The sequence below is a fragment of the Pseudomonas sp. FW507-12TSA genome (assembly GCF_058781435.1).
The window spans coordinates 38,560-51,080 of the sequence record NZ_JBYSWT010000005.1; the positions used below are offsets into that span (position 1 = coordinate 38,560).

Here is a 12,521-nt window from a genome sequence, read left to right on the forward strand (position 1 = left end):
TGGTTCAGCGGCCGCTGGTGACCTTGATCCAGGTCCGGGTCCGGGTGCGTTCGGCCTTGGCCGGCAGCGGCGCCAGGGGGAACAGGCGGGTCATGGTCTCGGCGCTGGGGAACAGGTCCGGGTTATCCAGCAGCGACTGTTGGATGAACGGCTTGGAGTCCGTGACGCCGTTGGGGTAGCCGACGAAGTTGCTGATGGAGGCGATGACGTTGGGTTCCATCAGGTAGTTGAGGAAGGCATGGGCGGTGTCCACGTGCTTGGCGCCGCTGGGGATGGCCACGGTGTCGATCCAGGCCAGGGTGCCTTCCTTGGGAATGCGCATCTGGATATGCACGCCGTTCTTGGCCTCGTTGGCACGGTTGGCGGCCTGCAGGAAACCGCCGGAATAGCCCACTGCCACGCAGATGTTGCCGTTGGCGATATCACCCATCCACTTGGCGCTGTGGAAATAGCGCACGTAGGGACGCAGCTTGAGCAGCAGGGCCTCGGCCTTGCGGTAGTCCGCAGGGTTCTGGCTATTGGGGTCAAGGCCCAGGTAGTGCAGGGCCAGGGGCAGCATCTCGGTAGGCGAGTCGAGGAAGGTCACGCCGCACTGGCTGAGCTTCTTCAGGTTTTCTTCCTTGAACACCAGGTCCCAGCTGTTGACCGGCGCATCGTCGCCCAGCAGTTGGCGAACCTTGTCACGGTCATAACCGATCAGGTTGGTGCCCCACATGTAGGGGATCACGTAGCGGTTGCCCGGGTCGCTCTGTTCCAGCAGCTTCATCACCGCCGGGTCGAGGTTCTTCCAGTTCGGCAACTGGGCGCGGTCCAGGGGTTGGAAGGCCCCGGCACTGATCTGCTTGCTGACGAAGCCACTGGAGGGCACCACCACGTCGTAGCCGCTATTGCCGGTGAGCAGCTTGGCCTCGAGCACTTCGTTGCTTTCGAAGATGTCGTACTTGACCTTGATCCCGCTGCTGGCCTGGAAATCCTTGATGGTGTTGGGGGCGATGTATTCCGACCAGTTGAAGATGTTCACCGTGCGCTCGGCGGCTGCCATGGCACTGGAGGAACAGGTCAGGGCCAGGCCAAGGGCCAGGCTGGTGAACGCGGTATGCAGCGATTTCATGCGACAGCTCCATGTCTTGAAGAAAGCGAAACCTTCCGTGCGTTATTTTTCGCCGGAAGTGTCCCACAGAGAATGTTGGCAACGGTCAATAGGGGATATTTGACGTCATTCTTGCGAATTGTCTGACAGCGGACCCAGCTGGCCGGCCAATTGCCGGAAACGCCCCGGAGCGACGCCGCTCCAGCGTTGGAAGGCATGGCGGAAGCTGGCGGTCTCCTTGAAACCCAGGGCCTCGGCGATGCGGTAGATGGGCAGGCTGTGCTGTTCCAGCAACTGGCGGGCCCGGGTGTAGCGCAGCTCGTCGAGCAATTGCTGGTAGCTGGTGTCCTGGGCCCGCAGGCGCCGGCGCAGGGTGCTGGGCGAGCAGTGCACCTGGCGCGCCAGGCTGTCGAAGTCCGGCACGGCGTGCAGCTGTTCGTTGAGGATGCGCCGCACCTGGTCGATCCAGGTCGGGCGGGCGCTGAGTTCCTCGTTCAGGCGGATGCAGCGTTGCAGCATGTCGTTCTGGGTCACCAGGTCCGCCAGGGGCAGGCGCCGGTCCAGCCACTCCGGGTCGAAGCCGATGGCGTTGCGCCCGGCATTGAATTGCACCGGGCAGTTGAACGCCTGCTCGTAGCTGTCCAGGTAGGGCTGAGGCCCGTGCTTGAGATGCACTTCGCGCAGTGGCAGCGAACAGCCCAGCAGGTCCTGGCAGGTGACCCGGTAGGACGACATGCAGAAATCGGTGTTGAACACTTCCAGCTCGCTCTCGCTGTACTGGTCGGCGGTGAGCCAGGCCAGGCCGTCGCGCAGTTCCAGGTCGAGGTGGAAGAAGGTGCCCAGCAGCAACGGATAGCGCAGCGCCAGGGACCAGCCCTCGCGCAGGGTGGCGCTGGTCAGCAGGGTCAGGCCGAACATGCCGTAGGCGCAGATGTGCAGGTTGCGCCCCAGCACCAGCCCGAGGTCCGGGCGCAGGGCCACGGCATTGCCGAAGACGCGCATTTCCTGGCTGATATTGATCAGGCTGTTGGGCAGCTCCAGGTCTGCCAGCTGGATGCCGCTGCCCTCCAGCAACACCTGGGCCGGGACGTCGCTGTCGCGAAAAGCGTCCAGTACTGCTTGGGTGGTGTGCAGGGTGGTCAGGCGAAGGGCAGCCATCGACGATCTCGAAGCAGGAATCGGAAAGGCGAGACTTTAGGGGTTACGCAACGGGGGTTCAATCGACGATGCGACTTTTGTCGACCGATACCGGCATGTTCCGCTCGTATCGCCCCGTGCTACCGCCCGGAACCTGCCTATGGGCTCGCGCCCGACTCGCGCCAGGCGCGGTAGGCCTGGGGCAGGCAGCGAGCGCAGGGACGGTAGCCGGCGGCGAGCGCGGTCTGGGCATCGAGGAAGAACACTCGCTGGCGCACGTAGCCGCCCCGGGCGATGGCGGCCAGGGCGCAGGGGCAATCCAGGCGGCCATAGATCCGGCTGCACCGATGACCGCCCAGGGTCCCGGGGCAGGGGCTGGACCAGGGCTGGCCGTGGCGGTCCAGCAGGGTCCAGTGCCGCGTTGCCTGGTCGCTCATGGCGCCGGTACCCGCCACAGGTACCAGGCGGCGGTGGTGCGCCAGGGGCTCCAGGTTTGGCCCAGTTCACGCATCAGGCGCGGGCTGGGCTGGCGCTCCAGGCCCTTGAGGCGCCGGTAACCCTCGCGTACGCCGAAGTCGTCCACCGGGAGTACGTCCTGGCGCTCCAGGCTGTAGATCAACAGCATCTCCACGGTCCAGCGACCGATCCCGGGCAGTTGCGTCAGCCGTTCGACCAGTTGTTCGTCGTCCAACTCCCGTGCAGCGTCCGCCGACGGCACCAGGCCGTCTAGGGTGGCCTGGGCGATACCCTGCAGGGTGGCCGCCTTGCGCGCGGAAAAACCGCAGCCGCGCAGCTGTTCGACGCTGCTCGCACAGAGCTGCCCGGGGCTGGGAAAGTCCTGGTCGGGAAACAACGCCCGCAGCCGGGCGAGGATCGCGTCGCCGGCCTTGGCATGCAGTTGCTGGTAGGCCACGGCGCGCACCAGCGCCTGGTAGGGCTCGCGTTCCGGCCTGGGCTGGTGCAGGCAGGGGCCGATGGCGGCGATATGCCGGGCCCAGTCGGCATCCAGGGCGGCGAGGAAGGTGCTGGCAAAGTCAGGGCTGGCGGGCATCGGTGATCCGGGGCAAGGGTCGGGACGCCTGGCAGGTTAGCCGCTGCGTCCCGTCCTGGCACCCCGTCCCTTGCGCTGGAACTGGGCCTCAGTCCTTGTCCGGGGACAGGTACAGGCGCTCCAGCACATAGTGCAGGGACGCCGCCAGGGTCTGGCCGTGGCTGAGTTTCTCGAAGCTGTGGTACTCAAGGGCCAGCCCGGGGACCTGGGCCAGTTGCGTGCGCAGTTGCCGGGCCCGTTGGTCGGCGTCGGGGGCCGGAATCGACGTGGCGGCCTGGCGTGGGTCCCCCGGCTCGGCATCACCGCGCATCAGCAGCAGTTGCGCCCGATGCCCCTGCATGTGCTCAGCCAGCCCCCGGGCCTGGTCGAGGATCAGCCCATCGCCCCACCACAACGACGGGCTGGCGGCGGCGTAGTGGCGAAACTCCCGGGGCTGCTTGAACAATGCCTGCAGCACCAGCAGGCCACCATAGGAGTGCCCCCACAAGGTCTGCTGCGCAGGGTCGATCGGTACCCGGGCGGCCACAGCTGGGCGCAGGCGCTCGCGCAACAGTTGCAGGAACGCTTCGCCGCCACCGCTGGGTTGTCCGGTCAAGGGGTCTTGCTGCACTTCGCGGCCAGGCTGGCGCGGGGTGTAGTCGTAGGTCCTGGCGGTACGCTCGATGCGTAGCGGCGTCTGGTAGCCCACCGCCACCAGCAACGGCGCCTGGCCCTGGTCCAGCTGCTTGAGCTGCTGCGGGTCGAGGGCGCCGATGGCGGCGTTGCCATCGAGCATCCACAGCACCGGATAGCCGTGCTCGGGGGCGGCCTTGAGTGGTTGGCCGATCCATACCTGGTAGTGCCGCTGGCCGTCGGTGGAATCCAGTTGCAGGCTGCTGAAGCGATAGGGCAGGTCCTGGCGTTGCAGCAAGCTGCTGTCCATCCGCTGCTCGGGAGCCGGTTGGGCCGTCGCCAGGCCACTGGCGGCGGCCAGCGCCCAGCCCAGGGCCAGGCGCAAGGTCGTGGTTCTCATCAGGCTTTCTCGTTATGGGCTTAGAACGACGCACTCAGGCTGGTGTACAGGGTGCGCCCCGGTTCGTTGTAGGTGGCGGCGCCGGCCCCGGCGATATCCACCACGCCCTGGGCATTGCCTTCGCGGTACAGGCGCTTGTCGAACAGGTTGTCGACCCCGGCGGTCAGGCTCAGGTTGCGGGTCAGGGCGTAAGTGCCGCTGATGCCGGCGATGGCGTAGGGGGCCAGTTGCTGGGTGGCGCTGCCGGTGACCCGGTCGCCGTGGTAGTCGAATTTCTTCGGCGTCTGCTTGCCGTACCAGGCCACGTTCATCTGCAGCGACAGGTCCTGGGTGGCTTGCCAGTCGAGCATCGAGTTGAGGGTGAAGCGCGGGGTCACCGAGAGGTAGTCGCCGGTCTCCTTGTTCTTCGATTGCAGCATGTAGGTGAAGTTGTTGTTCCAAGTCAGCTGGCTGGCCAGGGGCACGGTCAGGGTGCCTTCCAGGCCTTCGACCACGGCCTTGGGCACGTTTTCCCACTCATACACCGCGGCGTTCTTGTATTGCGCCGAACTGCCGCCGCTGGCCCGGCCGGTGGGGGCCAGGCCCGACTCGACCTTGTTCTTGTAGTCGTTGCGGAAGTAGGTCAGGCCGGCCACCCAGCCGTCGGCCTTGTACTCCAGGCCCAGCTCCTTGTTGACGCTGGTTTCCGCCTCCAGCTTGTCGTTGCCCCGCAGGTAGCAGCTGGTGGTCTGGCCATAGCAGCCCTGGCCACGGCTGTAGAGCAGGTAGTCGGGGTTGAGCTGGTACAGGTTCGGCGCCTTGTAGGCCCGGGCGATACCGGCCTTGAGGGTCAGGCTGTCGCTCAGGGCATGGGACAGGTTCAGCGACGGGCTCCAGTTGTCGCCGACGATGCTGTGGTGATCGAAGCGCAAGCCGGGGGTGAGCATGGTGCCGGGCGCCAGCTCGATGTTGTCCTCGGCGAACAGCGAGAAGATCTGCGCGCTGATCTGGCTGCTGCGGTTGTTCGAGGCCAGGCCGGGGATGGCACCGGCTTCCTTGGTGTCCTGGGTGTTGGAGCTGGGATCGTCGAGCTTCTGCTGCGTCCACTCGCTGCCCAGGGTCAGGGTCTGCTCGAAGCCTGCGTGCAGCGGCAGGTTGAGCTCGCCATGGGCGGTCAGGTCGCGCAGCACCGAGGTGTAGAAGTTGGCGTCGCTGAAGATGCCTTCGGTACCGCCGGCCAGGCCTTCGTTGATCCGTGTATTGCGGGTCTTCTCGTATTGCAGGTAGGCCATGGAACTGCCGAAGTCCCACTCGCCGCGGTGGGTCAGCGAGTAGGTCTGGCGGTAGGTGCGGTTGGTCTCGTGGCCCAGGAGGCTCTTCACGTTCTTGTTGCTGTTGGTGTTCTGGGTGTCGCCGGTATAGATGTTGCCCTGGCGGCTGAAGCCGGCTTCGAAGTCCAGGCTCTGGTCCGGGGTCAGTTGCCAGCTCAAGAGGCCGTTGAGGTCCTTGTTGCGCACGCCCTCACGGCCGGCGGGCAGGGTGCCGGCCTGCTTGCCGGTGCGCAGCGACTCATGGCCGGCGTTGATGTCGGCGTCGTCGGAGTCGGTGCGGGCCACGTTGCCATACACCCGGTAGCTGAGGGTGTCGGTCAGTGGCCCGTTGAGGCCAAAACTCATGCGCTGGGTCGCGCCTTCGTCCTTGTGGGCGGGGAACGAGCTGTAGAGCGTGGCATTGCCGTGGGTCTGGCTGCCGGCCTGCTTGGTGATGATGTTGATCACCCCGCCGGCAGCGCCGTTGCCGTAGCGGGCGGCGGCCGGGCCGCGGATCACCTCGATGCGCTCCACCTGGTCGGCCGGCACCCAGTTGGTGTCGCCCCGGGTATCGCGCTCGCCGCGCCAGCCATAACGCACCGAGTTGCGGCTGCCCACCGGCTTGCCGTCCACCAGGATCAGGGTGTTCTCCGGGCCCATGCCGCGAATGTCGATCTGCCGGTTGTTGCCGCGCTGGCCACTGGTGGAGTTACCGGTGAGGTTGACCCCGGGCATGGTGCGGATGATCTGCGACAGGTCGTTGGCCGGCGGGCGCTTCTGGATGTCCTCGGCGGTGATCACCGAGACCCCAGGGGCCTGCTTGGTCTCTTCCTTGGCGGTGGCGACGATGCTCTGGGGCTGGAGTTCCAGGACCGGCTGCGGCGCCTCGGCATTGGCCGCCTGGACGGCATGGCTGAGCAGGCAGCAGCTGGACAGCAGGAAGGGCGCGAAAGGACGCATCGAGCGCATGGACATCGGTGATCTCCGGGACGAAAGCTGGAACAGGAAGATCACGAATGATAATGACTGCTATTTGCGAGTAAAGCGCATTAACTTTCTAAACACTTCGGCGGCGACGAGGCGGCAGCGCCTGCCTTCAGGCGGCCGGCAACAGCAGGTGCATGCACAATCCCGGATGGCCGTTGCTGGCCCAGATCCGCCCCTGGTGCAGCTCCACGGCGCGCTGGGCGATGGCCAGGCCCAGGCCGAAACCCTCGCCCTGGGCCGAGCCCAGGCGCTGGTAGGGCTGGAAGATCCGCTGCAGGTCCTGTTCGGCGACCCCCGGGCCCTCATCTTCCAGGCACAGGTGCCAGTGGCTGCCCTCGCGCCAGCCGCGCAGGCTGACCCGGCCGCCCTCGGGGGAGTAACGGATGGCGTTGCGCAACAGGTTCTCCAGGGCCTGGGCAATGCTGTCCAGGTGCACCTGGACCCGGCAATCGGCGTCCAGCAGGCAGGGCAGGCGCTCCAGGTTCCAGCCGCTCTCGAAGCAGGCGTCTTCGCGCAGGGCCTCCCAGATCGACAACACCTGCACTGGCTCGGTGGACAGTTGCGGGCGTTCGGTGTCGAGCCAGGCCAGGTCCAGGGTGTCTTCCAGCAGGCGCTGCATGTCGAGGATCTCGCGGTCCAGGCGCTGGCGCAGTTGCTCCGGCGGTAGCCGGCTGTCATGGGCGATGCGCAGTCGTGCCAGGGGCGTGCGCAGCTCATGGGACAAGGTCCGCAGCAGCAGGCGTTGCTGGGCCAGGCTCTGGCGCAGGCGCTCGGCCATGTGCTCGAAGGCCAGGGCCAACTCGCCGAGTTCGTCGCTGCGCCGGGCCAGGGGCGTACCCAGGCCCGGGCTCTCCAGGTCGTCGGCGCGCAGGGCATCGGCGCGGTCGCGCAGGCGGTTCAACGGCAGCACCAGATGACGGTAGAGCAACAAGCCGAGCAGCGCGGCCAGCAAGGTCGGCACCACCCCGTGGCTGAGCACGTGGGTCCAGGGCGTGAGGCCGCTGGGCAGCAGGCGTTCGGGCAGTTGCAGCACCAGCCGGCCCTGCTCGGGATGCTCCGGGAACTGGATGCTGACGTAGGGCAACTCGTCCTGCAGGCGCCGGCTCATGGGCCAGTCCAGCTTGCGCATGAAGGTCAGGTGGCTGGCTTCCTCAGCGCTCAAGGGCGTACTGCCGAGGCTTTGCAGGCGCTCGCCAATCACCGCGACCCAGGTGTGTTCCCGGGCCGCCAGCTGGCGCTGGAAGGCATCGACGCCGCTGGTTCCTCCCTGGCGCCAGGCAGTTTCGGCCTGCTGAGCGTAGCCGGCCAGGTACTGGCGGTCGGCCGGGTCGAGAAAGTAAGTGCTGCGCTCGGCCGACAGGCCCCAGGTCCAGATGATCCAGGTCAGCAGCAGGCAGAAGCCGATCTGCAACAGCGCCAGCTTCCACAACAGGGGGTGGCGGCGCATCAGCCGCGGTCCGCTTGTACCAGGATGTAGCCGGCACCGCGCACGGCCTGGATCTGCAAGTGCTGTACGCCAATTTCGGCCAGCTTGCGCCGCAGGTTGCAGACGTGCACGTCCAGGCCGCGATCCAGGCGGGTGTAGATGCGGTGCAGCACCTGCTGGTAGAGGAAGGGTTTGCTCAGGGTCTGCCCGGGATGCTCGCGCAGGGTCACCAGCAGGCGGTATTCGGAGCCGGTGAGGCCGGCGGCGCGGCCTTGGCTGAGCACGTCCTGGGCCTGGTCGTCGAAGGCGGGCAAAGGGTCCTGGCGTTGGCTGGGGGCCGGCTGGACCCGGGCCATGCGCCGCAGCAGCGCATCGACCCGGGCATCCAGCTCGGCCAGGCTGAAGGGCTTGGGCAGGTAGTCGTCGGCGCCCCGGGTGAACCCGGTGATGCGGTCCTGTTCGGCGCCCAGGGCCGACATCAGCATCACCGGGATGCCTTGTTCGTGGCGCAGGGTATCGAGCAGGGCCAGGCCATCGAGGCCGGGCAGCATGATGTCCAGCAGTACCAGGTCGAAGTGCCCGGCGCGCAGCGTCGCCAGTCCTTCGCGACCATCGATGCAGGCGCTGACGGCGAAGCCGCGCTGGCGAAAATGCCGGTCCAGGTCCTGGCGCAGCCGGGCGTCGTCTTCCACGAGAAGCAGATTGGGGGTCATTGGGTGGGGTACTTTGCGCAAGCGGCTGGAGGGAAGACTTAAATGAGAACGTTTAACATCCGCGAATATTGCAGCAATGCCCCTGGCGATGCAATTGCCGTGATGGCCAGGGTTGATCGAGGTCAGGTAAACAAAAAGTTGAATATTCAACATTACGTTGATATTTTTCGCCAAAGATTTTTCCCGGAGTGTCCATGAGCCAGCCTTCTTCCGCTGTCTTGGCCGAGCGCCAGCTGGTCTTGCAGGTACTGCGCAGTACCTTGCAGATGCTGGCCGGTGTGGTGGGGCCGCATGTGGAGATCGTCCTGCACGATCTCGACCAGCCCGAGCGCTCGATCATCGCCATCGCCAACGGCCATGTCACCGGGCGCCGGGTCGGTGGTCCGGTGCTGGGCGGACCGCGCCAGGACCTGGGCTTCGCCGCGGTGCTGCGGGCCTTGCACGACCGTTCCGGCAGCACTCCGCTGGTGCTGGAGAACTACCCGACCCTGGCGCCCGATGGCCGCGAGCTGCGCAGCTCCACCGTGGTCTTTCGCGACAGCAGCGGGCAGCCCTTCGCCAGCCTGTGCAGCAACAGCGACCTGAGCGGGATCGCCGCGGCCCATGCCTGCCTGGGGCAGATGCTGGGCCTGGGCAGTGCGCCGGAGCCGCGGGGCGATGAGCCCCAGGACATGGAGCAACTGCTGGCCCAGATCATCCAGGCGGCCTGTCCGGAGCCCGGGGCGCGGTTGACCAAGCAGCACAAGCTCGAAGCCGTGCGCCAGATGCAGGAGCGCGGCCTGTTCATCGTCAAGGGCGGGATCGAGAAGGCCGCTGCGGCCCTCGGCGTGACTCGCTACACCATCTACAACTACCTGGACCAGATCCGCGCCCAAGGCGCTGAGGAATGACCGCGATGCAGATCGATATCTTTCAAGTGGATGCCTTTACCTCCAGTGTCTTCGGCGGCAACCCGGCGGCGGTCTGCCCGCTGCAGGCCTGGCTGCCGGACGCGGTGCTGCAACGCATCGCCGAGGAGAACAACCTGTCCGAAACCGCCTACTTCGTGCCCAAGGACGAGGGATTCGAGCTGCGCTGGTTCACCCCGACGGTAGAGGTCGACCTGTGCGGCCATGCCACCCTGGCAGCGGCCTGGGTGCTGTTCGAGCAGTTGGGCGAGCAGCGCGACGTGCTGCGCTTTTTCACCCGCAGTGGCGAGTTGCGGGTCAGCCGCGAGGGTGGCTTGCTGTCCATGGACTTCCCGGCCAAGCAGCCCGAAGCGGTGGAGATCCCCGCGGCCTTGTTGCAAGCCCTGGGCTTGAGTCGGGCCGAGGCGTTGTATCGCACCGACGACTACCTGCTGGTGGTGGACGACGAGCGCCTGCTGGATGAGCTCCAGCCGGATTTCGTGGCCCTGGCCCAGTTCGGCGTGCGCGGCATCGCGGTGACCGCGCCGTCCCGGGAGTTCGATTTCGTTTCCCGCTGGTTCGGTCCCAGCGTCGGGGTCAATGAAGATCCGGTCACCGGTTCCGCCCACACCTCGCTGGCTCCCTATTGGGCCGCGCGCCTGGGCAAGAGCCAGTTGCGGGCGCAGCAGGGCGGGGCGCGCAAGGGCCAGTTGCAGTGCCAGGTGCTGGACAACGGACGGGTCATCATCAGCGGCCATGGCGCGCTGTACCTGCGTGGCAGCATTTTCCTCTGAGGCGGTTCCCGGGAGCCTGGGCTCCCGGGATTATTTGTGTCGGAAGCTGGCGAGGTTTAGAGTCGCGATTTTTTTCGCCTGACCCGGAAGCTTCTGACAATGGATTTGATCCGCGCCATCTCCCGCCATTCACCCAAGCCCCTGGCCCTTGTGTTGAGCCTGTGGGCCGGTAGTTCGCTGGCGGCCAGCCTGAGCGACAGCCTGATGCAATGCCAGCCGGCGTTCTTCAAGGACCTGTACCAGCAGCGCGCTGAACTCGGCCGGGTAGTGGCTCTCAAGCACGATGACCAGCAAGGTATCGCCTGGATTCCGGTGCCCGACCGGCACGACAGCTCGACCTCCACCGCCACCTTCTCCCGCCCACTGCAAGACAAGGGCCTGAAGTTGACCGGCTACTACGACAGCGTGTTCGACCTGGGCAGCGAGGGCATCTACTACTTCTGGGGCCTGGAGATCGATGCCAGCCGGGAAGCGGTGATGGCCGCCATGCCCCAGGCCGGCTGGCAGGAGGCTGGCGAGTACTTCATCTCCCGGCCGCAGATCAAGCCCAACGCCCAGGCGCCCTGGCAGGACAACCCGGCGGCGGTTTCCGAGATCGCCCCGGCCCCGGGCTCCGCGGAGAAGATCCTCATGCTCAGCGTGGAGCACGGCAAGACCCGCATGCTCTGTTCGTTGCAAGGCAGCGTCGATGCCACGTTGTTGCGCCAGGAGCGGCCAGACATGGCCCAGGGAGCAGCGCAATGAAGCGCCTGTGGTGGCTGGGTGGCGTGCTCCTGCTGGCGGGCTGTGCCCATGACCAGGCCGGCGATGCTGGCGCGGCGCGTCCCGAGGCCATGTTCAAAGTGCTGGACACTCCGGAGTCGGCGACTTACTTCGCGGCCAACTCCCTGGCCCTGTACCAGAACAACCCGCATCTGCGGCAGTTCTACCTGGTCAACAACTACAGCAAGCCCACCGCCCCGGGAGATTCCAAACCCCTGATCCACAGCTCGCGGGTGGTGCGGATCATCAACTGCGAGCGCGATGAATCGGCGCAACTGGGCCGGGTGTATTTCTCCGAACCCTTCGCCCAGGGCGTGGAGGTCATGCGCAAGGAGGCCCACGCGCAATGGGCGGCCTTTCCCCGGCAGTCGGTGATCGGCGAGCTACGCAACATGGCCTGTGGCATCGATGCGGCACGCTTGGGCGCGCCGCCGTTCAAGGGCCCCCAGGGCGATTGAGGGCAGGGCGATGGCAGCAGGACCGATACGCGAGAACAACCGCAAGATCACGCTCACCGCAGACCAGGCGCTGCAAGCCCTGGCGCAGCTGGAGTTCATCGTGCTGTCGCTGCACCGCATGGGCAGCCATTACGTGGACAAGCCCGTGGCGGACTACCAGCGCGCGACCACCGACTTCATCGACAACGAGCGCGTCACCGGGCGTTTGGCGCAGGTGCGCAGGATCCTCACCGAGCCCTTCGACCTGACCCTGGGCGAGGACGACATGGATGACATCGAGCGGCATCTGCAAGGTGTCAAACCCTGGCGTCCGGACTAGGGTCGAGCCCCACCGACTTTTTTGCAGGATCAGGACATGTCCAGAATCAGCATCGCCTTGATGGCCCCCAGCACCGACCTGGCGCTGGTGAAGTTCCTCCACCAGCGTCTGGGCATGTCGCTGCGTATCGCCCGCGAGCACTTGGGACAGGGGCCCCAGGGGGTGTTCTACAGCGCCTGGCTGTTCCATAACGACCATGTGCAACGGGAACAGGAAGTGCGCGACATCCTGGCTTTTTTCGGCGCCGCCCAGCTGCCCTTGCGGGTGCTGGAGTGCATCTCGGACCCGGACCAGGCCGGCCCCGTTGGCCTGGACGACGAGCAGATCGATGAGCAACTGCTGCTCAACCTGCTGGAGGCCTGCGATGGCTGTTATGAATGATTGCGCTCGCCTGCGACTTGCAGTCTCTGTGTTGCGCGGCATGAATGATTAAGTTGATTGCCAGCTAATTATAAGTTGGCTATTCGCTTCTGCTTAAGTTGCGTTGTTTACCAGTTTTCATATTCGACATTTCAGCATTGCATCAAACTATCAGTGTCGTTGCTTTGATTTTATTTATTTTTTCTTGGATGTTTTCTAGTTAATGGCTATTTGAT

The 12,521-nt window shown here is 65.8% G+C and carries 14 protein-coding genes; 6 read left to right on the forward strand and 8 right to left on the reverse strand.

Translation table 11 applies throughout. From position 1 onward, the window contains the following. Positions 1-4 precede the first annotated feature (4 nt). From AC3WK8_RS06485 to AC3WK8_RS06520, 8 genes are all read right to left on the reverse strand, one after another. The gene (locus AC3WK8_RS06485; protein WP_103324309.1) at positions 5-1,111 is read right to left on the reverse strand and encodes a polyamine ABC transporter substrate-binding protein; all 1,107 of its coding nucleotides are present in this window, start codon (positions 1,109-1,111) and stop codon (positions 5-7) included. A 105-nt stretch (positions 1,112-1,216) separates the two neighbouring features. Continuing rightward, positions 1,217-2,248, reverse strand: coding sequence for an AraC family transcriptional regulator (locus AC3WK8_RS06490; RefSeq protein WP_085598809.1), 1,032 nt, complete (start codon positions 2,246-2,248; stop codon positions 1,217-1,219). Positions 2,249-2,385: 137 nt separating this feature from the next. Beyond that, positions 2,386-2,664: an Ada metal-binding domain-containing protein gene (locus AC3WK8_RS06495; protein WP_103324331.1), complete on the reverse strand. Its 279-nt coding sequence runs from the start codon at positions 2,662-2,664 to the stop codon at positions 2,386-2,388. Next, positions 2,661-3,278: a DNA-3-methyladenine glycosylase family protein gene (locus AC3WK8_RS06500; protein ID WP_103324308.1), complete on the reverse strand. Its 618-nt coding sequence runs from the start codon at positions 3,276-3,278 to the stop codon at positions 2,661-2,663. The genes AC3WK8_RS06495 and AC3WK8_RS06500 overlap by 4 nt, the downstream gene beginning before the upstream one ends. A gap of 88 nt (positions 3,279-3,366) precedes the next feature. Beyond that, a complete protein-coding gene (locus tag AC3WK8_RS06505; protein WP_103324307.1) occupies positions 3,367-4,290 on the reverse strand; it encodes an alpha/beta hydrolase in 924 nt (307 codons plus the stop codon). Positions 4,291-4,310: 20 nt separating this feature from the next. Continuing rightward, the gene (locus AC3WK8_RS06510; RefSeq protein ID WP_371857937.1) at positions 4,311-6,548 is read right to left on the reverse strand and encodes a TonB-dependent siderophore receptor; all 2,238 of its coding nucleotides are present in this window, start codon (positions 6,546-6,548) and stop codon (positions 4,311-4,313) included. Positions 6,549-6,675: 127 nt separating this feature from the next. Continuing rightward, a complete protein-coding gene (locus tag AC3WK8_RS06515) occupies positions 6,676-8,013 on the reverse strand; it encodes a HAMP domain-containing sensor histidine kinase (protein WP_103324306.1) in 1,338 nt (445 codons plus the stop codon). Then, positions 8,013-8,705, reverse strand: a complete 693-nt coding sequence (locus tag AC3WK8_RS06520) for a response regulator transcription factor (RefSeq protein ID WP_103324305.1) — start codon at positions 8,703-8,705, stop codon at positions 8,013-8,015. Before AC3WK8_RS06520 ends, AC3WK8_RS06515 begins: the two co-directional genes overlap by 1 nt. A gap of 194 nt (positions 8,706-8,899) precedes the next feature. Between AC3WK8_RS06520 and AC3WK8_RS06525 the strand changes: the two genes are divergently transcribed. From AC3WK8_RS06525 to AC3WK8_RS06550, 6 genes are all read left to right on the forward strand, one after another. After that, positions 8,900-9,595: a helix-turn-helix transcriptional regulator gene (locus AC3WK8_RS06525; RefSeq protein WP_103324304.1), complete on the forward strand. Its 696-nt coding sequence runs from the start codon at positions 8,900-8,902 to the stop codon at positions 9,593-9,595. Between the two features lie 5 nt (positions 9,596-9,600). Continuing rightward, a complete protein-coding gene (locus AC3WK8_RS06530; RefSeq protein ID WP_103324330.1) occupies positions 9,601-10,386 on the forward strand; it encodes a PhzF family phenazine biosynthesis protein in 786 nt (261 codons plus the stop codon). Between the two features lie 99 nt (positions 10,387-10,485). After that, entirely contained in the window at positions 10,486-11,130 is a 645-nt protein-coding gene (locus AC3WK8_RS06535; protein WP_103324303.1) for a hypothetical protein, read from the forward strand. Beyond that, a complete protein-coding gene (locus AC3WK8_RS06540) occupies positions 11,127-11,606 on the forward strand; it encodes a surface-adhesin E family protein (RefSeq protein WP_085598792.1) in 480 nt (159 codons plus the stop codon). Before AC3WK8_RS06535 ends, AC3WK8_RS06540 begins: the two co-directional genes overlap by 4 nt. A gap of 10 nt (positions 11,607-11,616) precedes the next feature. Then, entirely contained in the window at positions 11,617-11,925 is a 309-nt protein-coding gene (locus AC3WK8_RS06545; protein ID WP_022644035.1) for a hypothetical protein, read from the forward strand. A gap of 36 nt (positions 11,926-11,961) precedes the next feature. After that, positions 11,962-12,306, forward strand: coding sequence for a hypothetical protein (locus tag AC3WK8_RS06550; RefSeq protein ID WP_058435957.1), 345 nt, complete (start codon positions 11,962-11,964; stop codon positions 12,304-12,306). Positions 12,307-12,521: the final 215 nt, after the last annotated feature.

Excerpts from the sequence above, each read along its gene's own strand:
- AC3WK8_RS06485 (WP_103324309.1), bottom strand. The coding sequence starts at position 1,111 with ATGAAATCGCTGCATACCGCGTTCACCAGCCTGGCCCTTGGCCTGGCC.
- AC3WK8_RS06490 (WP_085598809.1), bottom strand. The coding sequence starts at position 2,248 with ATGGCTGCCCTTCGCCTGACCACCCTGCACACCACCCAAGCAGTACTG.
- AC3WK8_RS06495 (WP_103324331.1), bottom strand. The coding sequence starts at position 2,664 with ATGAGCGACCAGGCAACGCGGCACTGGACCCTGCTGGACCGCCACGGC.
- AC3WK8_RS06500 (WP_103324308.1), bottom strand. The coding sequence starts at position 3,278 with ATGCCCGCCAGCCCTGACTTTGCCAGCACCTTCCTCGCCGCCCTGGAT.
- AC3WK8_RS06505 (WP_103324307.1), bottom strand. The coding sequence starts at position 4,290 with ATGAGAACCACGACCTTGCGCCTGGCCCTGGGCTGGGCGCTGGCCGCC.
- AC3WK8_RS06510 (WP_371857937.1), bottom strand. The coding sequence starts at position 6,548 with ATGCGCTCGATGCGTCCTTTCGCGCCCTTCCTGCTGTCCAGCTGCTGC.
- AC3WK8_RS06515 (WP_103324306.1), bottom strand. The coding sequence starts at position 8,013 with ATGCGCCGCCACCCCCTGTTGTGGAAGCTGGCGCTGTTGCAGATCGGC.
- AC3WK8_RS06520 (WP_103324305.1), bottom strand. The coding sequence starts at position 8,705 with ATGACCCCCAATCTGCTTCTCGTGGAAGACGACGCCCGGCTGCGCCAG.
- AC3WK8_RS06525 (WP_103324304.1), top strand. The coding sequence starts at position 8,900 with ATGAGCCAGCCTTCTTCCGCTGTCTTGGCCGAGCGCCAGCTGGTCTTG.
- AC3WK8_RS06530 (WP_103324330.1), top strand. The coding sequence starts at position 9,601 with ATGCAGATCGATATCTTTCAAGTGGATGCCTTTACCTCCAGTGTCTTC.
- AC3WK8_RS06535 (WP_103324303.1), top strand. The coding sequence starts at position 10,486 with ATGGATTTGATCCGCGCCATCTCCCGCCATTCACCCAAGCCCCTGGCC.
- AC3WK8_RS06540 (WP_085598792.1), top strand. The coding sequence starts at position 11,127 with ATGAAGCGCCTGTGGTGGCTGGGTGGCGTGCTCCTGCTGGCGGGCTGT.
- AC3WK8_RS06545 (WP_022644035.1), top strand. The coding sequence starts at position 11,617 with ATGGCAGCAGGACCGATACGCGAGAACAACCGCAAGATCACGCTCACC.
- AC3WK8_RS06550 (WP_058435957.1), top strand. The coding sequence starts at position 11,962 with ATGTCCAGAATCAGCATCGCCTTGATGGCCCCCAGCACCGACCTGGCG.